The 22064-nt window shown below is 70.7% G+C and carries 15 protein-coding genes; 7 read left to right on the top strand and 8 right to left on the bottom strand.

Annotated elements, in window-relative coordinates; translation table 11 throughout:
• Positions 1-38 precede the first annotated feature (38 nt).
• Positions 39-2978 carry a glycine--tRNA ligase gene (locus ACQP2X_RS32435; RefSeq protein WP_498688394.1) on the bottom strand — a complete coding sequence of 980 codons (2940 nt, stop codon included), beginning with the start codon at positions 2976-2978 and terminating at the stop codon, positions 39-41.
• Positions 2979-3023: 45 nt separating this feature from the next.
• On the opposite strand from ACQP2X_RS32435, the gene ACQP2X_RS32430 reads away from it, so the two are divergent.
• The 3 genes from ACQP2X_RS32430 to ACQP2X_RS32420 all read left to right on the top strand — a co-directional run bounded on the left by ACQP2X_RS32430 (position 3024) and on the right by ACQP2X_RS32420 (position 7089).
• A complete protein-coding gene (locus tag ACQP2X_RS32430) occupies positions 3024-4166 on the top strand; it encodes an acyl-CoA dehydrogenase family protein (RefSeq protein ID WP_498688393.1) in 1143 nt (380 codons plus the stop codon).
• Between the two features lie 10 nt (positions 4167-4176).
• Positions 4177-6303, top strand: a complete 2127-nt coding sequence (locus tag ACQP2X_RS32425) for an FUSC family protein (protein WP_498688391.1) — start codon at positions 4177-4179, stop codon at positions 6301-6303.
• 165 nt (positions 6304-6468) lie between these two features.
• Complete coding sequence (locus ACQP2X_RS32420) at positions 6469-7089, top strand: hypothetical protein (RefSeq protein ID WP_498688390.1); 621 nt, start codon at positions 6469-6471, stop codon at positions 7087-7089.
• Here ACQP2X_RS32420 and ACQP2X_RS32415 read toward each other — a convergent pair.
• The gene (locus tag ACQP2X_RS32415) at positions 7082-8596 is read right to left on the bottom strand and encodes a diguanylate cyclase domain-containing protein (protein ID WP_498688389.1); all 1515 of its coding nucleotides are present in this window, start codon (positions 8594-8596) and stop codon (positions 7082-7084) included. The genes ACQP2X_RS32420 and ACQP2X_RS32415 overlap by 8 nt on opposite strands.
• A gap of 182 nt (positions 8597-8778) precedes the next feature.
• Here ACQP2X_RS32415 and ACQP2X_RS32410 point away from each other — a divergent pair, with 182 nt between their 5' ends.
• Both ACQP2X_RS32410 and ACQP2X_RS32405 read left to right on the top strand, forming a co-directional pair.
• Positions 8779-11235 carry a LamG-like jellyroll fold domain-containing protein gene (locus tag ACQP2X_RS32410; protein WP_498688387.1) on the top strand — a complete coding sequence of 819 codons (2457 nt, stop codon included), beginning with the start codon at positions 8779-8781 and terminating at the stop codon, positions 11233-11235.
• 97 nt (positions 11236-11332) lie between these two features.
• On the top strand, positions 11333-12304 hold the full coding sequence (locus ACQP2X_RS32405; protein WP_498688386.1) for an endonuclease/exonuclease/phosphatase family protein: 972 nt from the start codon (positions 11333-11335) through the stop codon (positions 12302-12304).
• On the opposite strand, the gene ACQP2X_RS32400 is transcribed toward ACQP2X_RS32405, so the two are convergent.
• From ACQP2X_RS32400 to ACQP2X_RS32390, 3 genes are all read right to left on the bottom strand, one after another.
• The gene (locus ACQP2X_RS32400; protein WP_498688384.1) at positions 12297-15602 is read right to left on the bottom strand and encodes an NACHT domain-containing protein; all 3306 of its coding nucleotides are present in this window, start codon (positions 15600-15602) and stop codon (positions 12297-12299) included. The two genes, ACQP2X_RS32405 and ACQP2X_RS32400, sit on opposite strands and share 8 nt — an antisense overlap.
• 164 nt (positions 15603-15766) lie before the next feature.
• Positions 15767-16528, bottom strand: coding sequence for a PP2C family protein-serine/threonine phosphatase (locus ACQP2X_RS32395; RefSeq protein WP_498688382.1), 762 nt, complete (start codon positions 16526-16528; stop codon positions 15767-15769).
• Positions 16529-16626: 98 nt separating this feature from the next.
• The gene (locus ACQP2X_RS32390) at positions 16627-18387 is read right to left on the bottom strand and encodes a glycoside hydrolase family 6 protein (protein ID WP_498688380.1); all 1761 of its coding nucleotides are present in this window, start codon (positions 18385-18387) and stop codon (positions 16627-16629) included.
• 190 nt (positions 18388-18577) lie between these two features.
• On the opposite strand from ACQP2X_RS32390, the gene ACQP2X_RS32385 reads away from it, so the two are divergent.
• Positions 18578-19183, top strand: coding sequence for a hypothetical protein (locus ACQP2X_RS32385; protein WP_498688378.1), 606 nt, complete (start codon positions 18578-18580; stop codon positions 19181-19183).
• A gap of 27 nt (positions 19184-19210) precedes the next feature.
• Here the strand turns inward: ACQP2X_RS32385 and ACQP2X_RS32380 are convergent, their stop codons facing one another.
• A complete protein-coding gene (locus tag ACQP2X_RS32380; protein WP_498688375.1) occupies positions 19211-19828 on the bottom strand; it encodes a hypothetical protein in 618 nt (205 codons plus the stop codon).
• Between the two features lie 140 nt (positions 19829-19968).
• Here ACQP2X_RS32380 and ACQP2X_RS32375 point away from each other — a divergent pair, with 140 nt between their 5' ends.
• Positions 19969-20166 carry a hypothetical protein gene (locus ACQP2X_RS32375; RefSeq protein WP_498652816.1) on the top strand — a complete coding sequence of 66 codons (198 nt, stop codon included), beginning with the start codon at positions 19969-19971 and terminating at the stop codon, positions 20164-20166.
• Between the two features lie 60 nt (positions 20167-20226).
• On the opposite strand, the gene ACQP2X_RS32370 is transcribed toward ACQP2X_RS32375, so the two are convergent.
• Together ACQP2X_RS32370 and ACQP2X_RS32365 are read right to left on the bottom strand one after the other, a co-directional pair.
• Positions 20227-20736 (bottom strand): hypothetical protein, encoded by a 510-nt coding sequence (locus tag ACQP2X_RS32370; RefSeq protein WP_498688371.1) that lies wholly within the window; start codon positions 20734-20736, stop codon positions 20227-20229.
• Between the two features lie 125 nt (positions 20737-20861).
• On the bottom strand, positions 20862-21647 hold the full coding sequence (locus tag ACQP2X_RS32365; RefSeq protein ID WP_498688368.1) for a hypothetical protein: 786 nt from the start codon (positions 21645-21647) through the stop codon (positions 20862-20864).
• Positions 21648-22064 lie beyond the last annotated feature (417 nt).

The following is a 22064-nucleotide window of genomic DNA, read 5'->3' as shown; positions in this document are numbered from 1 at the left end:
CGCGCCCGGCGGGCGCGGCCCTCTGCACGGACGCCGCATCAGAGACGCAGCTCCGGCCAGTCGAGCAGGCCCGCGCCGAGGTCGCGGACCGTGGCCAGCAGGCCCAGGCGGGCGGCGCGCAGAGCCGGGTCGTCGGCCATGACGAAGACCTCGTCGAAGAAGCGGGCCAGCGGCTCGACGAGCGGGCCCACGGCCGTGGTGAAGGCGACCAGGTCGGTGCCGAAGTCGGCCTTCACCGAGGACACCGCCTCGTGCAGGGCCAGCTCGGCCGGCTCGACCAGGACCGCCGGGTCGTAGCCGGCCACCGTGCCGTCCGGCAGGATGCGGCGGGCGCGCTGGATGGCCGCGGCCACCGCCACGAAGTCGGGGTTGCCGACCAGAGTGGACAGCTGGGTGAGCAGGCCGTCGACGACTGACGGGCGGTCGTAGTGGACCAGGGCGGCGCGGACCCGGTCGACCGGGACGCCCTCCTCGGTCAGGGCCTGCTCCAGTCGGCGGGCCAGGAACTCGCCGGCCGCGGTCAGCACCTCGGCCGAGACCGGCACCGGCTGCTGGGCGGCCGCCGCCGACAGGCCCGCGGTCAGCGAGAAGTCGGACAGGGCCGGGTGGGCCCGGTGCACCGCGAGCAGGCCCAGGACCGCCCGGCGGACGGCGAAGGGGTCGCTGCTGCCGGTCGGCAGGCCCACCGTGGCGGCCAGGCCGGCCACCAGGTCGAGGCGGTCGGCCAGCGACAGCAGGGCGCCCGGGATCGAGGCCGGCAGGGCGTCGCCGGTGTTGCGGGGCAGCTCGGCCTCGTAGACGGCCGCCGCCACGTCCCGCGGCTCGCCCGCGTGCAGCGCGTAGTCCCGGGCCATCACGCCGGCCAGCGACGTCATCTCGGTGACCAGCTGCGAGCCGAGGTCGAACTTCACCAGCCGGGCCGCGCGGCCCAGCGTGGCCGAGCCCAGGCCGAGCCCGTCGGCGACGGAGAGCGCCAGCGCGGCGATCCGCTCCGCCCGGTCGGCCATCGAGCCCAGCTTGTCGGTGAAGGTGAGCCGCGTCAGGCGCTCGCGCATGGCGGCCGGATCCACCGAACGGTCGGCGCGGTAGAAGAACGCCGCGTCCTCGTACCGGGCCCGCAGCACGGCCTCGTTGCCGGCCCGCACCAGCTCCACGTCGACCGGGCCGTTGGCGACCGTCACGAACATCGGCAGCAGCTGCCCGTCGGCGTCGCGCACGGGCAGGTAGCGCTGGTGCTTGCGCATCACGGTGGTCAGCACGGCGTCCGGCAGCGACAGGTAGCTCTCGTCGAACGTGCCCAGCAGCGGCGTCGGCGCCTCGACCAGGTAGCTGATCTGCTCGATCAGCGAAGCCTCGCCGGCGACGTCGATGCGACCCTCCGGATAGACGTGGTCCTGGGCGCCGGTCACGATCAGGTCGTGCCGGTCCTCGGGGTCGGCCACGATGCCGGCCAGGGCCAGGGTCTCCATGAAGGTCTCGGCCGAGGCGATCTCGACGACCGGCGTCTCCGACGTACGGAGCAGGCGGGTCTGCCGGCCGGCCGACAGCGTGCCCAGCGCGACCGGCACCACGTCGTCGCCCCACAGCGCGGTCAGCCAGCGGATCGGGCGGCTGAACGAGAGCTGCGGGTCGTTCCACCGCATGTTCTTGGCCCCGCGCAGACCGGCGACGACCTTCGCGAGCACGCCGGCCAGCACGGTCGCCGCGGCGCCGCCGGCTTCGTGCTTCTCCACGACATGGTGCTGTACGCCGTTGATGTCACCGGTCGCCAGAGCGTCCACGGCGATGCCCTGGCTGCGGGCGAACCCCTCGACGGCCTTGTCCGGCGCGCCGACCTTGGGGCCCTTCACCGTCCGTACATGATCGGTCTCCCGGGCCGCGACCGAACCGACCACCGCGACCAGCCGCCGGGGTGTCGCGAAGGTCCGGACCTCGTCGTGCTCGAGACGGGTGCCGGCCAGCCCGTCGGTGACCGCGCGCTGGAGATAGGCCAGGGCGGCGCGGGCCTCGGACGGCGGCAGCTCCTCGGTGCCGATCTCGAAGACCAGCGTGCGCGGCTCGGAGCGCTCGGCCGGTGTGGAGTACGGCGTGGCCGGTGGCAGGGCCTCGACCAGGCCGAGCGGATGGCCCAGCTCGTCGCGGCGGGCCACCCACAGCTTGGCCACCTCACCGGCGAGCCGGCGCATCCGCGCGAACTCGGCGGCCCGGTCGGCCGTGGACACCGCCCCGCGCGAGTCGAGGACGTTGAAGGCCTGAGAGCACTTCAGCACGTACGTGTGAGCGGGCACCGGCAGGCCGGCGTCGATCAGCCGCTGCGCCTCGCCCGCGTAGATCTCCAGCAGCTGCCGGTTGGCGGCCACGTCGGCGTCGTCCAGGTAGTACCGGGACATCTCGTACTCGCCCTGGCCGAAGACCTCGCCGTAGGAGATGCCGTCGCCGTACTCGATGTCCTTGAAGTGGGTCTTGTCCTGAAGCGCCATGATGATGCGCTCGATGCCGTAGGTGATCTCGACCGACACCGGGTCGAGGTTGAGGTTGCCGGCCTGCTGGAAGTACGTGAACTGGGTGATCTCGAGGCCGTCGAGCCAGACCTCCCAGCCCAGGCCCCAGGCGCCGAGCGCGGGGGAGGCCCAGTTGTCCTCGACGAAGCGGACGTCGTGCGCGTTCACGTCGATGCCGATGGCGGCCAGGCTGCCCAGGTAGAGCTCCTGCGGATTGCCCGGGTCGGGCTTGAGGATCACCTGGAGCTGGGTGTGTGTCTGAAGACGGTTCGGGTTTTCGCCGTAGCGCGAGTCGTCGGGCCGCACGGAGGGCTCCACGTAGACCACCCGCCAGGGCTCGGGACCGAGCACGCGCAGGAAGGTCGCCGGGTTCAGCGTCCCCGCACCGACCTCCGTGTTCATCGGCTGGACGGTCAGGCATCCCTGAGCCGTCCAGTACGCGGTCAACCGGGCCAGTGCGTCCTGCATGGTGAGCATGGCAGGAAAGTCTAGGACCCGCCGGGAAAGGGTAGGGAGGCAATTATGCTCGACGGTGATCTTTACGCCTTTCAGGACCTGCTTCCGGAGGACGAGGCCGCCGTCGTGCGGCGCGTCCGCGACTTCCTCGACACCGAGGTCGTGCCGATCGCGAACGACCACTGGGCCCGCGCGGAGTTCCCGCACCACCTGATCAAGAGGTACGCCGACCTCGACATCGCCGACCGGCCGGGCTCGAATCTGCTCAACGGCTGGCTCGCCCTGGAGATGGCCCGGGCCGACGCGTCGATGGCGACCTTCTACGGCGTGCACGCGGGACTGGCCATGGGCAGCATCCGCACGTGCGGCTCTCCGGAGCAGCAGGAGCGCTGGCTGCCGCGGATGGCGTCGTTCGACAAGATCGGGGCGTTCGCGCTGACCGAGCCGACCGGCGGTTCCGACGTGGCGGCGGGCCTGCGCACGACGGCTCGGCGCGAGGGGGACTCCTGGATCCTGGACGGCCGGAAGCGCTGGATCGGCAACGCCACCTTCGCCGACCTGATCGTGGTGTGGGCCCGTTCCTCCGAAGATGATCAAGTCAAAGGCTTCGTGGTGCCGCGGGAGACGCCCGGTCTCACGGCGACGAAGATCGAAAATAAGATCGCTCTGCGTACGGTCCAGAATGCCGACATCGTGCTCGAAGGCGTCCGCGTTCCCTCGTTTGCCAAGCTCGAGCACGCGAACTCCTTCAAGGACACGGCGAAGGTGCTGCGCCAGACCCGCAGCGGGGTGGCCTGGGAAGCGGTCGGTGTCATGCTGGCGGCGTACGAGATCGCTCTGCGATATGCGAAGGAGCGGCAGCAGTTCGGCAAGCCGATCGCGTCGTTCCAGTTGGTTCAGGACCTTCTCGTACGGATGGTCGGCAACCTGACCGGGTCGCTCGGGATGTGCGTACGGCTGGCCCAGTTGCAGGACGCGGGGCAGTACCGCGACGAGCACTCGGCGCTGGCCAAGGCGTACTGCACGACCCGCATGCGCGAGGTGGTCGGCTGGGCCCGGGAACTGCTGGCCGGCAACGGCATCGTGCTCGACTACGACATCGGGCGCTTCGTGGCCGACTCGGAGGCCCTGTATTCGTACGAGGGCACCCGGGAAATCAACACGCTCATTGTGGGCCGGGCCATCACCGGAGAGAGCGCCTTCGTCTGATAATCCCTGGATGGACTGGTTGCGGCGGCGGGACCCCGAGCTTCTCACCACCCGGCGCGCGGTGCGGGTCACGCTGGTTGCCTGCCTGGGCTTCTACCTCTGCCGCTACGTCCTCGACCTGCCCGCCATGGCGCCGTACGCCCTGTTCGGCGCCGTGGCTCTGGGCGCGCTCTCGCAGATCCCGGGCAGCCCCCGCCAGCGCGCGACGACGCTGATCGCCGTGCTGCCGGTGGCCTGGGTGCTGGTCAGCGTGGGCACGCTGCTCTCGGTGAGCAACTGGGCGGCCGCCGCCGGCATGTTCGTGCTCGGTTTCACGGTGAGCTTCGTCGGTGTCGGCGGGCCTCGCCTGGTCGGGCTCACGGCCGGGATGCAACTGCTTTACATATTGCCGTGCTTTCCGCCGTACGACCCCGGGTCGCTCCCGCAGCGGCTGGCCGGCGTGACGATGGCTGTGGTGCTGCTGGCCGTGGCCGAGCTGCTGTTGTGGCCCGACCCGACGCCGGCGCCCTATCGGGAACGGCTCGCCCATGCGGTCGCGCTGCTGTCGTCGTGCTTCGACGCGCTGGCCGACGACTGGTCCTCGTCGACGCCGACCGGCCGGTCCCGGCTGGCCGCCCTGCTGCCCGAGGTCACCGAGGCGGCCGAGGCGCTGCGCCCGTCACGGCTGCCACCCGGTCTGCGGCCGGCGTCGGCGTCGCGGCGGGACCGGGCGCTCAGCGCGGCCGCCGGCACGGCCCGCCTGCTGGTGGGACGGGCTGCCGACCTGTACTTCCTGGAGGACCGGCAGGCGGTCACCCTGCCGGCGTCGGCCCGGCTGCTGCGGGCGGCGGCCGGCTGCACCGACACGGTCGCCGAGTGGCTGTACGGCCGGGGTCCGCTGCCCGACACCGGCAAGCTGACGGCGGCGCTGGCCGACTTCCGCCGCGCGCGCACCGAGACCGACCCGAGCGGCCTGCCGCCGGAGCGGCTCGAACTGGGCGCGCTGGCGCTGACGCTCGGCGAATGGACGAAGTCGCTGGTCTTCGCGGTGCGGATCGCGTCCGGGGAGAGGCCGGCGACGCTGGTTCCGGGCTCGTTCTGGTACGCCGGGCGCAGCACCCCGTACCTGTGGTGGCACCGCCTGAAGGAGAACCTGACGCCCCGGTCGGTGGCCTTCCAGGGCGCGCTGCGGCTGGCGGCGGCGCTGGCGGTGGCCCGGCTGGTGGCGGGCGGGCTCGACCTGTCGCACGGTTTCTGGGTCCTGCTGACCATTTTGACGGTGCTGCGGGCGTCGGCCGCGGAGACCCGCTCGACGTTGAAGCCGGCCCTGATCGGCACGATCGGCGGGTCGGTGGTGGCGGCCGGCCTGCTGCTGCTGAACGTCGACCCGACGGTGTACGTGGTGGTGCTCCCGCTGGTGATGATCGCCGGCTTCGCCTCCGGCCCGCTGCTCGGCCTGGGCTGGTCGCAGGCGCTGTTCACGCTGGTCATCACGCTGGTCTTCGCCCAGGTGACACCGGTCGACTGGCGGCTGGCCGAGGTGCGGGTGCTGGACGTGGTGATCGGCGCGGTGGTCGGCGTGCTGATCGGCCTGTTCGCCTGGCCCAGGGGAGGGGCGGGCGAGCTGCGCCGCGCGACGGCGAACTTCATGACGGCCTCGGCGTCGGTGGTCCGCGAGACGGTGGCGGTGATGGCGAGGGGCTCCCAACAGGGCCCGGCGCTGCCGGCGGCCCGGGGCGCGAGTCTGCTGGCGGAGGCGTCGTTCGCGCTCTACCAGAGCGAACACCACCCGGACTCCCCGGTCGACTGGCAGGCGACGTTGCTGGCGGGCCATCACGCGGTGCGGGGCGCGGAGGCGCTGGTCCGTTCCTGCCCCGCCGGAGGCCTGCTCCCATGCGACGCCCAGCTGACGGCCGCCGCCGAGGACGTGGCCGGGTGCTTCACCCGGGCCGCTTCCAGCCTGAGCCGGGGCGAGGCGCTCCCGGTGGTGCCCCCGCCGGTGCCCGTCCCGTGGCCCAACGACCTGGGCCAGGACCTGTACGTCATAGCCGACCTGCGAGTCTGGCTCCTGGGCTTGCGCGACGACGTGACCGGCCACCACGAACTGGGCGACACCTTGAGAGGCCGAGCCACCCGAGTAGCCGACGGCGCCGCCTGACCCCGCCCGCGCCCGCCCCGCCCCGTGCCCGCCCCGTGCCCCGCCCCACCCCGCGCCGGCCCTGCCCCGCGCCGGCCCTGCCCCGCGCCCGTCCTGCCCCGCGCCCGCGCTCACTCCGGGCGCATTTCACGAAATTTCGGGCGAAAGGCTGGCATCGTCGGCGGGGTGAAGGGACTCAGCCGAGCGGCGGCCACCCGCGGCGTCGAACAGCGCCTCGAAGCCACCCTGCACGCCCACGCCGGCCTGCGCCTGGTCCCGCTCCCGGCCGCCTTCCTGCGCCCACCGCCCGGCCCCGGCGCCCGCATCCTCCGGGGCGGCCATCTGCCCGACCTCGGCGACACCGCCGACACGGTCTACGACGAGATCCGCCACTTCTGGGAGGAGTCCGGCTGCCGCGTCGAGGACGGCCCCGGCCCCGACGGCCGCGTCCTCGTCGTCCACGACCCCGCCGGCTACGTCATCACCCTGACCCACCTGCCCGGCGACGCCGACCCCACCCTCACCGTCGCCTCACCGCGCGTCCCGGCCGAGGTCATCGACCGGGGCCTGCTCGCCGGCCTTCTCGCCGGCATCGCCCTCGGCTGCGGCGGCCCGTGCCTGTGCTCGCTCGGCCCGATGACCGCCTTCCCGTCCCTGGCCGGCCTCTCCGCCCCGTACTGGGGCTGGGTCCCTCTCTACCTGCTCATCGGCGCTTCCGCCTGGCTCCCCGAGACGCGCCGGTTCGGCGCCGGCTTCCTGGCCGCCGGCGCCATCGTCGGCGTCTCGGTCGCCGGCATCTTCAGTTGACCTGCGGGCGGGCGCGGCGCTTGCCACCCCCGTACTTCTTGGTGTCCCGCTTGGCCTCGTACATCGCCGCGTCCGCACCCTTCATGAGCGCCTCGTAATCCGTGGCGTCCTCCGGATACAGCGCGTACCCCACGCTGCCGCCCACCGTCACCTGCTTGCCGTCGATCGTGAAGGGCTCGCGGAGGCGATCACAGATGCGGTCGGCCACGGCCGCCGCCACCGCGTCGTCCGGGTCGCGGGTCAGCAGGATCGCGAACTCGTCGCCGCCCAGCCGGGAGACCACGTCGTCGTCGCGGACCGCGCCCAGCAGGCGCTTGGCCACCTGCTGGAGCAGCGCGTCGCCGGCCTGGTGGCCTTCGGTGTCGTTCACCTGCTTGAAGCCGTTGAGGTCGAGCACCATCAGCGCCACCTGGCCGCCGTGCCCGGCGGCGTCGGTGACCGCCCGCTCGGCACGGTCGATCAGGTAGCTGCGGTTGGGCAGCCCGGTCAGCGAGTCGTGGAACGCCTGGTGGCTGAGTTGCGCGACGTGGGCCTGAGCCGCCTGGCGCATGCCGGCGCTGTCCACGATGAGGGTGCCCTCGACCGAGAGCTGCTCGGCGAAGATCCGGTCGCGGCTGGTCCACTCGCGGGTGCCCGACGAGTCGCCGCACAGGATCAGGCCGACCGGGCCGGTGGCCGACATCAGGGGCATCGCGATGTACGACCGCAGTCCCAGCGCCGGCACCAGGCCCATCGGCTCGTGGCGGTCGGTGGTGGCGTCGTTGACCATCGCGACCTTGCCGTCCTGGACCGCGCGCCAGGACTGGAACGGCGCCACGGCCTGTCCGATCATCCAGGCGAGAGCCGCGTCCCCGTCCTCCATGTTGACCGCGTGCACATAGCTGACCAGGCCGTTCTCGTCGACGAGGCCGACCGCGCCGTGCTCGGTGCGGAAGCCGTCGGCGGCCGCCGAGGCCAGCACCCGGCCCGCGGCCTGGACGCTGGTGGCGGCCATGCCCTGCTCGAACAGGCGGCGGATCATCGCCGAGACGTGCGAGACCCACTGCCGCTGCTTCTCGGCGGCCAGGCCCTGGAGGGTGGTGGCGAAGTGCAGGGCGAGCACGGCGAGCACGTCGGGGCGCAGCTCGGCCAGCTTGTCGCCGGTCAGCAGGAGCACGCCGACGGTCTGCCCGCCGATGCGCAGCCGGATCGGCATCTGCTCGCCGGTGACCTTGGGGGCGGCGCCGGCCGCGAGGCGGAAGACCTTGCCCGCGGTGAGGGCGTCGCGCTTGCCGGGCTCGCCGAGCTGCGCGGTCGGGAAGAGCAGGCCGGTCTCGGAGTCCAGCTCGAAGACGGTGGCCGCGGTGAGCCCGGCCGCCCGCTCGAGGTGTGGCCTGGTCAGGTCGAGGACGTGCTGCACGGACGGGGTGTCCTTGGTCATGAACGCGACCAGGGCGGCGAGCAGCGCCTCCTGCGGCTCGTCGACGGACTCCGGCCTCAGGGGCCGGATTTCGCTGCTCACGCTCATGCCCTTATGAGTCGGCACCGGGCGCCGGTGCTTGACAGCCGGGGGAGTGCGAGCCGGGTGCACCTCGGTTCCTGCCTCTTCGGGCAGACATCGACGTTCATGAGTCCTTGACGCTACCTGTGAAACATTGTTGAAATGTGTTGGCTCATGGCGTAACACGAGCGACCGAAGGGACTTCGCGCGTGAGAAGACATGCCCTGCTAGCCGCCCTCCTCATCACCGCCTCACTCGGCCTGGCCGCCCCCGCCAGCGCCGCGCCCGCCAGCGCCGCCCCGACCTGGCATCCCGGCATTCCGCCTCTGGCCACACCGTGGACGAGCAAGGTCGGCCCCACCAACGCCCTGCCCGAATATCCGAGGCCGCAGCTCACCCGCGACAAGTGGCAGAACCTCAACGGCGTGTGGGAGTTCGCCAAGGCTGAGGTCAACCAGGCCGTGCCCACTGGTCAGAGCCTCGGCGAGCGCGTCCTGGTGCCGTACCCCATCGAATCTGCTCTTAGTGGCATTCAGCGGCACGAAGACCGCATGTGGTACCGCCGGACCTTCACCGTGCCCGCGAACTGGAAGGTCGGGCAGGGCAATCGCCTGCGCCTCAACTTCGGGGCGGTCGATTACGACGCCAAGGTGTACGTCAACGGGACGCAGGTCGCCACACATCGGGGCGGCTACGACGGCTTCGACGTGGACGTCACCGGCGCGCTGACCGGCTCCGGGCCGCAGGAGCTGATCGTCTGGGCCGAGGATCTCACCGACGCCACCGGCCAGCCGATCGGCAAGCAGCGCCGCACCGGCGACCGGGGCATCTTCTACCAGGGCAGCAGCGGCATCTGGCGTACGGTCTGGATGGAACCGGTCCCCGCCGCCTCGATCACCGACGTGGTTTCGACGCCCTCTTTGTCGGACCTTCGCCTCAAGGTCAACACTTCCGGCGGAAGCGGTCTGACGGTCAAGGCGGTGGCGCGCGACGGCTCGCGCGTCGTCGGCTCGGTGTCGGGCGCCGCCGGCGCGGAGTTGCGCCTGCCGATCACCAAACCCAAACTCTGGACCCCCGACGATCCTTTCCTGTACGACCTGACGGTCACCCTGCTCGACAACAACCGCACGGTCGACACGGTCGGCTCGTACTTCGGCCTGCGCACGGTCGGCACCGCCAAGGGCGCCGACGGCAAGCTCCGCATCACCGTCAACGGCAAGATCGTCTTCAACATGGCCAACCTCGACCAGGGTTTCTGGCCGGACGGCCTGCACACGGCGCCGACCGACGCCGCGCTGAAGTGGGATCTCCAGCAGGATAAGGCGATGGGCTTCAACGCGGTCCGCAAGCACATCAAGGTCGAGCCGGACCGCTGGTACTACTGGGCCGACAAGCTGGGCCTGCTGGTGTGGCAGGACATGCCGTCGGCGAACACCGGCCCGATCCCGCCCGAGTGGCGTGACCAGTTCGAGGCGGAGTTGCACGAGATGGTCCGCGAGCACGCGTCGTGGACGTCGATCGTCGCCTGGGTGCCGTTCAACGAGGGCTGGGGCGAGTGGGACCGGGCGGCCACCGGCCGCATCGCCACGTCGGTGAAGGAGCAGGACCCGTCCCGGCTGGTCAACGCGCACAGCGGCGTGAACTGCTGCAACTCGAAGGGCGACTCCGGCGCCGGCGACGTGATCGACTTCCACCAGTACCTCGGCCCGGCCTCACCGGCGCCGTCGGAGACCCGGGTGTCGATCGACGGCGAGCACGGCGGCTACGGCCTCAAGACCTCGAATCACATGTGGTTCGGCGACGGCCAGGCGTACGAGATGACACCCGATTCGGCGACCTTGACCGCCAGGTACGTGGCCAACCAGGAGGACGTGCTGACCTCGGCGCAGTACTGCGGCATCAGCGCGGCCATCTACACGCAGCTCTCGGACGTGGAGGGCGAGCTCAACGGCTTCTTCACGTACGACCGTCAGGTCACCAAAATGGACCTGCGCAAGGTCAAGGCCATCAACCAGAAGATCATCCGCCAGGCGAACGGCTCGGGCGCCTCGGTGCCGCAGCCGCCCCCGGGTACGCCGGGCCTGACCGGTATCGCCTTCTGGCCGCTCGACGGCTCGTACGGCTCGTTGACACCGGCCGGTTCCTTCGTCGACGGGCGCAACGGCCAGGGTGTCGCACTCAACGGCTCGTCGGAGTTCCTCGACGCCGGCGCGCCGATCCTGAACACGGCGTCGGACTATTCGGCCGCGGCCTGGGTGAAACTCGACAAGGCCGACGGTGCCTTCCAGACGGTGATCAGCCAGGACGGCCCGTCGAACAGCGACTTCTTCCTCCAGTACTCGGGCGCCGACCAGCGCTTCGCGATGAGCTTCGCCGGCGTCCGCGCCCTGGCGTCGTTCAAGCCGAACCCCGGCCAGTGGTACCACCTGGTCGGTGTCCGCGACACGGTCAAGGGCGAGCTGCGCTTGTACGTCGACGGCACGCTCGCCGGCTCGGTCAGCGCGTGCCTGCCCCAGGCCGCCCCGACCGGCAACACGGTGATCGGCCGCGGCAAGTACGGCGGCAACCCGGTCGACTACTTGGACGGCACGGTCGACCAGGTCCACCTGTACGACAGGGCCCTGTCGGCCACCGAGATCACCTCCCTGTACGAATCCGGCAACTGACCCCGCGCGTGGGGGCGGATCCATCGATCCGCCTCCATGCTGCTGGATCTAGGACATTCGACTCCTGTTTCCGCAGCTCAACCCCTAGATTCGCTCCATGCGCATCGCGACGTTCAACCTGGAGAACTTCGACGAGACCCCGGCCGGCGCCCGCCCGTCGCTCGCCGACCGCATCGCCCTCATGCGCCCGCAGATCAAGCGGCTGCGCGCCGACATCGCCTGCTTCCAAGAGGTGCACGGCCAGGAACGCCCTGGCCGCCCCCGCGACCTGCACGCCCTGCGCGAGCTCCTGACGGGCACAAACCTCGAGGGCGCCGAACTGGTCAGCACAAAACCGAAGGACGACGGCGTCTACAACGAGCGCAACCTCGTCGTGGCCACCCACCTGCCGGTCCTGGCCCGCCACCAGCTCCGCAACGAGCTGGTCAAGGCACCCACCTACCGCCGCCTGACGGCGAACCCGCCCGACCAGTTCCCCATCGAGATCAACGTGGAGCGCCCCATCCTGCACGTGGAACTGAACGTCGCCGGTACCCCCCTCCACATCATCAACGTCCACCTGAAAAGCAAGATCCCGTCCGACATCCCGGGCCAGACCATCGACGCCTACACCTGGCGCAGCGCCGACTCGTGGGCCGAGGGCAGCTTCATCTCGTCGATGAAGCGCATGGCCCAGGCCCTGGAGATCCGCCGCTTGGTCGACCAGCTCCTGGACGCCAACCCGGACGCCCGCATCGTCGTGGCCGGCGACTTCAACGCCACCCCCGACGAGGTCCCGGTCCTGGCCATCAGGGGCCAGGTGGAGGACACCGGAAACGGCGCCCTGGCCGGCCGGGTCCTGGTGCCCATCGAGACCACCATCCCCGAGTCCTCCCGCTACACCCTGTTCCACCAGGGCAAGGGCGACATGCTCGACCACATGCTGGTGACCCGCAACATGCTGGCCCACTACCGAGGTTCAGAAATCCACAACGAACTCCTCCACGACGAGTCCCAGTCCTTCGCCACCGACATCAAGTTCCCCGAGTCCGACCACGCCCCCGTGGTGGCCACCTTCGACTTCAGCTGACCTCCCTCACCTCCTTTACCTCGCCGCCCCGATCCGACGAAACCGCCCGCTGCCAGCGCGCGGTCAGGGTGGGAAACGCCTCCCATCCGCGATGGGAGTTCCGGCGGCGCACAGGGACTCCGAGCTCGGCCAGAAGGACCCAGGCGTGCGCGACCGGCTCGGAATTGCCTTCCTCGGGTGGAGGAAGGACGGAATACAGCACCGTGCCGAGCAGATCTGAGCCGCCCGCGTCGCCAGCTTCCGTCCGTTGCAGGAAGACGGCGCCGCAGGCGGCTACCGCGGCATCGACGTGGTCATGAACAAACGGCCCCATCGGGCCGTACTGCCGCAGGACCTCCAGAGCTGTCGCGACGGTCGCCGCCGTGTCGGTCGCGAGGCGGTCGAAGAACAGCTTGAGGTAGTCCGCCCGGACGTCGGCGGTCAGGTGGGCGGACGCCTGAAGGCAGGTCAGGTAGGCCGACGTCCGTTCGTCGTCGGTCATGTCGTGCAGTGGAAGGAACCAGGTCCGCATCAAGAGGGCGGCGGCGGAGACATAGCCCGTGCCCGGCACACCCACGAAGAGGTTCACGGTCTCGCCGAGGCGGTCGAACAGCGGCTCCACGGTGTGCATCAGCACGTCGTCCAGGTTTCCGCACTGGAGGTACTCCTTGCGGACGAGCTGAGGTGCGCCGTGTTGCGCGTAGATGTCCCGCCGCCCGTCGGTGTAGGGCAACCCGTAGGTCCAGGCCGGGTCGACCGGCGGCGGTGCGATCTCGTCCTGCGTCAACGAGAGCCGGAAGCTGCGCTCCTCGCCCTCCCACGTCCGCTCCAGATCGAGGACTTTGCTGATGCCCGACCACTCGTCGCTGGTGAGCTGAGAGCGCCACAACAGCACTTCCTGGTGCCAGGCGCCGACCGGGTCGGTGACCGGGCCGAGCAGCTCCCGCGCGGTGAGAACGCCGGACAGGCAGGTGGCCAGGAAAACCAGGTTGGCGCTGTAGGCGGCATGTCGCGCCGGCACGGACTGGTGGCGTGGCTGGTAAGCCTCGTAGGTGCGGGCGGCGCGAGGGAGATGCGCGGCCCGGAAGAGGCGGATCACCAGCTCGGCCAGGGGACCGCGCTCGTCCGGAGTCAACGACGCGGTCTTCTCCGCCAGGAACGCGAGGATCGGCAAGCGGTTGGAGAGCGGGGCGAACGACAGCAGTGCGTGCAGGCGGTCGTCGTCGGCCGGGGCGGCGCTCAGGGAGAACTCCGAGACGGCCTCGCGGGCGGCGATCTCGCGGAGGGCACGCCAGACGATCCAGGCGACGAGGTATTCGCCGAACGTCGCGTGGAGGAACTCGTACGTTCGCAGGTCGGCGCCGTCTCGTGAGGCCTTCGAGCGGTGAATGAAGAAGAAGCGGCCCAGCGCCTTCTCGGCCGCGGTCAACGGGGCGCGCAGGTCGGAGCGGCCCAGGGGAGAGGCCGGGACCAGGAGGGCGGCCAGGTCGGCTTCCAGCTCGAGCTCGGTGATCCACTGGATGCCCCGGTTGAACATGGACAGCCCGACCACCGCCAGACGGTGCAACTCCTCGTCGATGGCCCGGGTGAGGCCGCGGTCGTCCAGGCCGGGCCGGTGCTTGGTGACTTCGCGGGTGGCGAAGTTGCGGAGCAGGCGGTCGTACAGCTCTCCCTGGCCCAGGTCGCCGGTCAGACCCTGGAGAGCGTTGCCGTCGGCGTCGTAGAGGGCCAGCATCAACAACAGCAAGGGCTGGCCGGCCAGGTCACGGTGCCGCAGGACGGTGGGCGCGGGCAGGGGCGACAGACCCCGGGCGGTCAGCCAGCCGCCATTGGCGGCATTCCAGACCCGCAGCCACGCTTCGACGCGAGCGTCGTCGAAGGGCTCCAGGCGCAGCGCGACCGTGTCCTCCGGGGCCCGGGCCCGGTCGGCGACGCTGGTGCGGCTCGTGACCAGCACCGCGAGGGGGCGGCCCTGATCGGCCTCGCGCTGCTGGAAACGGGCGATGCGGATCAGGTAGTCGGTCTGGCTGACCCCGGTGGCCTGGAGCAGCTCGTCGAAGCCGTCGAGGATCACGACGGGCAGGGTGTCGGGGCCCGAGCGGACCAGGGCCGGCCACTCCACGCGCTCGCCCGTGGCGGACCTGACCGCGTACTCGATCTGGTCCTGCAGCTCGTCGTCGGCCTGAACCTCGCGCAGAACGACCCGGATCGGCAGGAAGTCGGCCGAGGGCAGGCGGGCGGCCATGACCTTGGTCAGCACGGACTTGCCGGAGCCGGGCTGGCCGAGGACCAGCAGCGGCGCGACGACGGCCCCGGGTGAGGTCAGATATCCGGTGAGGAACTCGTCCATGTCGGCGCGTACGGCCCGGGCCGACCACCACTGCTCGTCGCTGGGCGGGACGCCGGGCCGCACCCGCGCGACCCGGAACAGCGGCTGCACGTACGCCTCGTCGAGCGTCGGGATACGCAGCCCGGCCGGGGCGTCGGAGGACTCCACGATCGGGCGATCGAGCGCCGCGCGGTAGGCGTTGGACAGGGAGGCGCGGCGCTCGTCGGGCAGACGGCCGGTGGAGATGTCGGTCAGCAGGCGCTGCATGCTGGACATGCCGGTGGCGAGCTCACCGACCCGGGCCTGGGTGGCGGCGTCCCGCCGGCCCGCCGACCAGAGCGCGACCTCGGGAAAGTCGACGGCGAGCCGGCGGACCAGGTCGTCGTAGCGCTCGACCGCTCTCTCCGGGACCGCGTCGAGAACCTCGACCGTGCCGCGATGGGCGTCGGAGGGCAGCTCGGCGACGGTGGCCAGGCCGTTGACGAAATCGAGGGTGGCGACGGAAAGGGTCACGTAGAACCGGCTGAGCCGGCGCCGGAAGTCTTCCTCGGCCTCGCGCGGCGAGGGCAGCGGCACGGATGAGGTCAGACTGCTGTTGGCGAGCCCTGTCGCGGCCGCTTCGGCGCGGGCGCCGGCCAGCGACTCCTGCTCGGCGCGGGTCAGCTCGAGATCGGCGAACCTGAAGGGCAGCCCGGCGTCGGCCAGCTCCTCAAAGAACGCGGTCACCACCAGTACCGCGTGGGCGGCCTCGATCCGCTGGGTGCGGCCGTGGCGGGACAGGCCGCTGCGTTTCTCGGTGGCGCCGCGGACCAGGTCGCGGCCGAGCCGCGCGAACTCGGCCTTGGCGTCGAACAGGCCGAGCACCGCGGGGAACGCGGGCACCGCGGCCAGCAGCAGGCCGCCGGCCACCGTGTCGAGGGCCGTGACCAGCTTGCTGTCAGCGCCGCCGAGCAAGCGCGCGGCGTCGGCATAGCTGAGTGTCCTGGCCATCGATGAACTCCCTCGCTGAGGCGGCCGAGGGCTCCATCATGGTGCAAGCGGTGCGGGCCGGCGTCCACCCACGGTCTGACAACCCAGAGGCTGACGACATCCCTCGCGAACGACGGGAGGCTTGGCGGGCCGAAGACGCCAGGAGGAGGGCGAAGATGAGAACTCTAGACCGTTCGTTCCACGCGGATCACGACAGCCGTCGCGTTGTCGCTGCCACCCGCGGAGAGGGTGTCGTCGAGCAGGGTGGCCACGGCGGCGGCCGGGTCGTCGGTGGCCAGGATGCGGGTCAGCCGCTCGTAGGTCAGCTGGTCGGAGACGCCGTCGGTGCAGAGCAGATAGACGTCGCCGGGGCGGAGGGAGACGTTGAGCAGGTCGGGCTCGGGCGCGTCGGGGTGGCCGGCGTATCGGGTCAGGCGGTAACGGGCGGCCGCGGCCTCGTCCGAGTCGGCGGCGAACCAGCCGTTCAGCACGCCGACCCAGGCGATGGTGTGGTCGATGGTGAGCAGGTCGAGAAGGCCGTCGCGCAGGCGATAGGCGCGCGAGTCGCCCAGCTGCACGATCCAGGCGTCCGCGTCGGGGCTGTCGGCGGCCGCGAAGGCCGTGAGCGTGCTGCCGGTCAGCTCGGGCAGGTTGCTTCCCGCGCTGCGGACGGCGTCCTGGGCCTGTGCCGCCGCGGCCCGCAGGGCGGCCGGCTCGGGGGAGAGGGCCGGTTCCCGCAGGGAGCGGACGAAGGCTTCGACCGCTGTGTTGCCGGCGACGGTGCTTCCGGGACCGTCGCCCATGCCGTCCGCCACCACGGCCAGCGGGTCGCCGGGGTCCAGGTGCAGGACGTCGTAGTTGTCGGTGTAGCGGTTGCCGGTCACGGAGCCGGCCGCCGCGGTGAGGCGGCGGCCGGTGACGGTCCAGGCGACCTTGGTGATTTCCACCGTTCTTTCTTATCGGACTTCGGCGCCCAAGCGTGTGGAAAACACCGGGCCCCGCTCCTCGTGGGTTAGAGCGGGGCCCGGCGGTCATGGTTACCGCTTTACGAGAGCGGCGGGTACGCGTTCGCCATCAGCTGGCGGAACTGCGCGGAGAACCACGCCCCGGAGATGGGGGCGTTGGGCAGGGCGCCGCTGAGGCTGTTGCCGTTGCGGGCGTTGCCCGTGTAGGTCGGGTCGCACATCCGGTCGAAGCCCTTGCCCTCGTCGTTCGGGATGAGGGAGCTCGAGCCGTCCGACTCGCCCGGGGGCTTGACCCAGACGTAGGCGTCGATGCCGCTGGCCGGGGCCGCGGTCGGGCGCTCGCCGAGGCCGGCGCCGGACTGGTTGCACCAGTTGCCGGCGTGGATCCGGCGGTCGATGCGGGACTGGTCGACGAAGGTGTTCACGTCGGTCGAGGTGCTGGCCGCCGTGGGCCGCTGCGAACCGCCCCAGCCGTTACGGGAGGTGTCGATCAGCATGCCGATGTTGGAGTTGAAGCCGACCGAGACCAGCTTCGTGCGGAAGGCCTGTGCGAAGGTCAGCTCGTCGGTGTACTGGTTCCAGTCGACCCACTTGGACTGGCGGACGCTCTGGCCGTTGACCGTGGTGCTGGGCTGCACGAACGGCTCACGCAGGGCCGAGTAGTTGGCCGTGTTGGTGATGAAGCCCTGCACGTTGTTGACGCTGCCCGAGGCCTGGGCGGCCTGGAGCATGATGTCGGCGGTGGGGCCGAAGTTCGAGTCCCAGCCGATCCAGCCGTGGTGGGCGGCGTCGACGTAGTTGTAGGTGTTGCTCAGCGCGCCGAGCTTGTTCAGGGCGTAACCGATGCCCTGCACGTAACCGCCGTTGGCCTTCATCGTGTCGCAGGCCGCGGTGCCGCCGGCCTGACCCGAGGTGTTCGTCACCAGGTTCGGCAGCGAGTCGATCTCGACGATGTTGATGATGCGCAGGCTCGCGTACTTGGAGTCGGCCTGGATCGCGGCGATCGGGTCGATGTACTCGGCCTTGTAACGGGGCAGGTCGTTCGGGCCGAGCTCGCCGTTGGAGGCGAGGGCGGCGCAGTCACGGCCGGGGAGGTTGTAGATCACGAACTGGATGTATCCGGCGCCCTGCGCCAGAGCGGCGTCGAGGTGGTCACGAACGCCCATCGAGCCGTTGGAGCTGCTGTTGTCGGTGCCCTCGATCGCGGCGATCCGGTCGAGCCAGACCGCTGTCGGGTTGCTCGAGACCCGGTTGCCGCCGGGCTCGGCCTCGGCCTTCGCCTTCCACTCCGGGTTCACGTAACCCCGGGCCCCGGAGTACGGGTTGTCGACCTTGCTCCCGTTGTTCGGCGGGGGTGTGGTCGGCGGTGGCGTGGTCGGTGGCGGTGTGGTGGGTGGCGGGGTCGTGGGCGGGGGTGTGGTCGGGGTGGTCGCGCCCGTGCACACCGTGCCGTTGAGCGAGAAGCTCGCCGGGTTGGCGTTGGTGCCCGAGTAGTTGGCGTTGAAGCCGAAGTTGACGCTCGCGTTGGTGCCGATCGTGGTCGACCAGGAGGGGTTGGTCGCCGTGACGTTCTGGCCGGACTGCGAGACGGTCGCGCTCCAGCCCTGGGTGATCTGCTGGTTGCCCGGGAAGGCCCAGGTCACGCGCCAGCCGCCGGAGATCGGGTCGCCGAGGTTGGTCACGGTCACCGCGCCGGTGAACCCCGTGCTCCAACTGTTGGCGGTGTAGTCGACCCGGCAGCCGGCGGCGGCGCTCGCGCTGGTCGCGACGGCGACGCCGAGACCGGAGACGAGCGTTGCCGCGGCGGCCGCGGTCAGACCGCGGGTGAGGACAGGTCTCATGTGGTGGCTCCTCGAGACATGCGGTGGCGGGGGATGGCCGGGAGAGGCATCGAGGGGCATCGCTCCCCGGCTGTCCCGACAGCATGGCATGGGAGCGCTCCCACCGCAATGTCCAAGTTATAGATCAGAAATGATGTGTTAACACCGGGCGGTTGGCCTGGTCATGGCGGCCATGGCGTATAACGGGAGCGTGCAGGTTTTCGAGATCGTCGAGGCGCTGGGCGAGGTCCCGAACGCCGAAGTCGCTATCCATCGCGGTCTTCTCACCGTGCACATTCCGGCCATCGGGGACACCGCGCGGCTCGATCCGGACGACGTGCTCGACGCGCAGTCGGTCTTCGTGCCCACCCGGGCGCCGGCGGTGCAGCTCGACGTGCGCCGGGGGCGCAAGTCGCTGCCGCTGATCGTGACGGTGGACGACGTGGTCTTCAACCCGGCCTACGCCGACGATCTGGTCGAGCCGGGGGCGCACCGGCGCCTGCCCGCGATGCCGGGGCTGATCGCCTACTCCGAGATGCATCGTGACGTGCGCGCGCTCGGTAAGGCGGTCGACGACCAGACGCTTGATCTCGACCCGGAGACCCTGGCCGCGACCCTGCTCGCCCACCGGTGCTTCATCGCCGGGGCGGTCGAGGTCGGTCTTTGGCCGGTGCGGGTCGCCGCGTGGTGGGAATATTCGCACGCGCGCGTGGGCGGGCCGGCCGGCGTGGCTCCGCTGCGGGCCGACCAGGTCTGGGACGAGCTCATGGCCGATGTCCACGAAGCCCGCCGCCAGACCGTCGTCCAGCAGTTCTGAGAGCGCCGCCAGACGGTCGTTCAGAGGCTAGGAGCGCCAGCCTATGTTCACGCGCTGTGGTGGGCGGGGCGGCGGAGTGCCGGCCAGCAAGGTGTCGAGTCGCTCGTTGATGCTGGTCAAGGCTGTGGTCAGGCGGGGGTCGGCGCCGTAGCGGGTGCGCTGGTCGTGCAGGGTGTCGGTCAAGTCGCGCAAGAGCTGGGCGGCTGCCGGGTCGGTTTTCTCGAAGGCGGTCAAGGCCTCGTCGATCTCGTCGTGGGCGGATCTGAAGGCTGTGGTCAGCAGGGCGTCCAGCCGTTGCTCGGTCAAGGCCCGCAGCGAGGACAAGGGGCCCGGTGGCTTCGGCTTCCAGGTCTGGAGCAGTTCGACGGGGTGGGCCCTCTCGTCGCGGTCGATCGTCTTGCGGTGCGGGACGCACAGCAGGAGCAGGTTGTCGAAGGCATCGTGCTCGTCTGCGGTCAGATCGGGTGTGTAGCGGGGGCCGTCCGGGTCGGCGCCGCGGATCGGTACCGGCTCGACGTTGACCTCGGGCTCGGTGCCGAGGAAGACCATCACGGGCGTACGGCAGCCGGGGAAGTCACAGCTGCTCTGGGAGAGCGCGACCAGGGCGGCGCGCGCCGCCGGGGTCATGCGCGAGGTTTCATCCACGGTGTGCTCCGAGGGAGAGACAGTGTGCTCCGAGGAGGAGATGGCGATGGAAGAGGAGGAGATGGCGATGGAAAGGGGACGATGGATTGAAGCCGATCCGCCGGGGGTATCCCAGCAGCCCGGCCAGAGATGAGGTCGACATGGCATTTCACGAGATGATCTGCGAGGCGGAGAACGCCAACGAAGTGCTCTTCGTCTGCACCGACGACTCGTGCGGGCGGCGCGTGGTGGTCGGCAAGTCGCGGCCCCGCCTGACGGTCATCGATCGCGGCGACTTCTCCGCTCGGCACGTCGGCTCTCTCGGTGGCATCAGCATCGAAGGCGTCGACGTCTCCTGAGCGAGCCGGCGCGGAAGGCCGGCCGCCCGGACGCCGTTGTCCAAGCGGCCGGCCCGGCTCCTACTCGGGGTCCTCGACCTTGATGATGGGGCCCTCGGCGTAGCCCATCATGTCGTAGCCGACCGGTCCGAGGTCTGAGTCGAGGAACGTCGTGACGACGATCTTGTAGACGCCGGCCTGGATCGTGTTGCCCGGGTCGCCCTCGGGCAGTGTGAACGCGGGAACTGTCAGCTTGGCCGCGTACCTCTCGTCCTGGGTGAAGAACGGGCCGCGTACCGGCACCCGTACCTCGCCCAGCGACACCTCGTCGCCGGGGCCCTGCGACTCCGCGAAGGCCGTGACGACCCAGTCCTGCGTGCGCACCGACAGCGCCGTCAGCCAGAGCGGCACGAGGTTGCCGAAGACCCGCCAGCGGACCTCGATGTCGAACGGCTTCGCGCGGTTCACCACGAGGTTCGACTTGCCGAGCGTGGGCCTCTCGGTGATGCCGACGATGCCGAGGAACTCGCCCTCGATGGCGGGGTCGGTCGGCCCGGTGGGTGGGATGTTGGGATCGAAGCGATCGGTCATGGCGATGCTCCTTTGCATCTCCGAAGATCCGGTGACCGCCTAGCGCCAGGGGCGTACCGGGAATCGATGCGAACGTAAGCCTGCCGATCCCCTACGGTCAGCCGGATCAGCGACACGATCCGTAGCTATCGCCGGCGTGGCGCTGTGTAGAAGCCCGTCGGCAGTTCGGCCGCCACGGCCGCGTTGCGGCGGTTGCGGGCGCGCAGCCGCAGCAGCATGCCGACGCCCAGGAAGACCATCAGCGCGCCGACGATGAGCCCGATGCCGAGCACGCTCGTGCTGCTCGACGCCGGCACCAGCGCGGCGGGAGACGGCTCCGGGTCTTCCTCGACTGCCTCGTCGGCGATCGGAGCGTCCTCCGAGGGGGAGGAGGGGGAAGGCGACGGCGAAGGCGAAGCGGACGGTGACGCGGAGGCGGCCACCGGGCTGACCACGCGGGCCTCGCCGCCGGTCGTGCTCAGCACCCGCCCGGTCGCGTCGAGCGCCCGGGCCGTGAAGGTGACCTCGCCGTCGTCGGGGCCGGTGAAGGCCACTGTCCACTGCCCGGTCACCGTCCGGTCGCGGCAGAGCTGGCCCGGGTCGAGCCGCTGGTCGACGATCTGCGCCGCCTCGTTCTCGATCTGGGCCCGTACGCCGAAGTCCTGATCGTTCTCGATCCGGCCGACCCGGATCTGGTCGAGGCTGACGCCCTTGGTCTCCACGGTGAGTGCCCACCGCACCTTGAGGCAGCGCCGGCTGTCGCGGTCGGTGGAGACCACCGCCGTCAGCGTCTTGGCCGCCTTGCCGATCGTGAACGTCGTGGGCGCCTGGTCGAGCTTGACCGAGAAGCCGTCCACGTCGGCGTGGGCCGGCGTGGCGAAAAGGCCGATCGCGACCAGCGCGACGGCGCCCCCTGCCGCCAGGTGTCGCATGCCGATCATCTCCTTCCGCACGGGCGTCGATACGCCTCGCGCGTTACAGGGTTCGCAGCCGGGGGCCGAAAGGTTCACCGGGTGGGCCGGGTCACTCCGTACGGATAACTTAAATTTTTCTTAGGTCTCCGCCTCTTCGGCGTGTCTTCCCAGCTCAAGGCCGCTTTGCCGAAAGTGACTGGAAAGTAGCCGACAAAATCGCCGCCCAGTGTTCATCCGAACTCGCCCCCGCCACGTAGATGGGGGATGGGCAGGGACCGGCGCGACACCGGCCGCTGCCCGAGACCAAGAGCACGGGGCACTCCCCACGGGTGCCGGCGTCCCACCGCCCACGGGACGTGACCGCTGCGGAGAACGAGGAGTCAATGGCCAAGACGAAGAACAAAGAGCGATCCGCCAATCGTGTGGCCGTCGATG

The sequence above is a fragment of the Actinoplanes sp. CA-131856 genome (genome assembly GCF_050956135.1).
GTDB lineage: Bacteria > Actinomycetota > Actinomycetes > Mycobacteriales > Micromonosporaceae > Actinoplanes.
Note: the sequence above shows the minus strand (reverse complement) of the source record. Positions and strands in the feature narration are given on the sequence as shown.

Excerpts from the sequence above, each read along its gene's own strand:
- ACQP2X_RS32435 (WP_498688394.1), bottom strand. The coding sequence starts at position 2,978 with ATGCTCACCATGCAGGACGCACTGGCCCGGTTGACCGCGTACTGGACG.
- ACQP2X_RS32430 (WP_498688393.1), top strand. The coding sequence starts at position 3,024 with ATGCTCGACGGTGATCTTTACGCCTTTCAGGACCTGCTTCCGGAGGAC.
- ACQP2X_RS32425 (WP_498688391.1), top strand. The coding sequence starts at position 4,177 with ATGGACTGGTTGCGGCGGCGGGACCCCGAGCTTCTCACCACCCGGCGC.
- ACQP2X_RS32415 (WP_498688389.1), bottom strand. The coding sequence starts at position 8,596 with ATGAGCGTGAGCAGCGAAATCCGGCCCCTGAGGCCGGAGTCCGTCGAC.
- ACQP2X_RS32405 (WP_498688386.1), top strand. The coding sequence starts at position 11,333 with ATGCGCATCGCGACGTTCAACCTGGAGAACTTCGACGAGACCCCGGCC.
- ACQP2X_RS32400 (WP_498688384.1), bottom strand. The coding sequence starts at position 15,602 with ATGGCCAGGACACTCAGCTATGCCGACGCCGCGCGCTTGCTCGGCGGC.
- ACQP2X_RS32390 (WP_498688380.1), bottom strand. The coding sequence starts at position 18,387 with ATGAGACCTGTCCTCACCCGCGGTCTGACCGCGGCCGCCGCGGCAACG.
- ACQP2X_RS32375 (WP_498652816.1), top strand. The coding sequence starts at position 19,969 with ATGGCATTTCACGAGATGATCTGCGAGGCGGAGAACGCCAACGAAGTG.
- ACQP2X_RS32370 (WP_498688371.1), bottom strand. The coding sequence starts at position 20,736 with ATGACCGATCGCTTCGATCCCAACATCCCACCCACCGGGCCGACCGAC.
- ACQP2X_RS32365 (WP_498688368.1), bottom strand. The coding sequence starts at position 21,647 with ATGCGACACCTGGCGGCAGGGGGCGCCGTCGCGCTGGTCGCGATCGGC.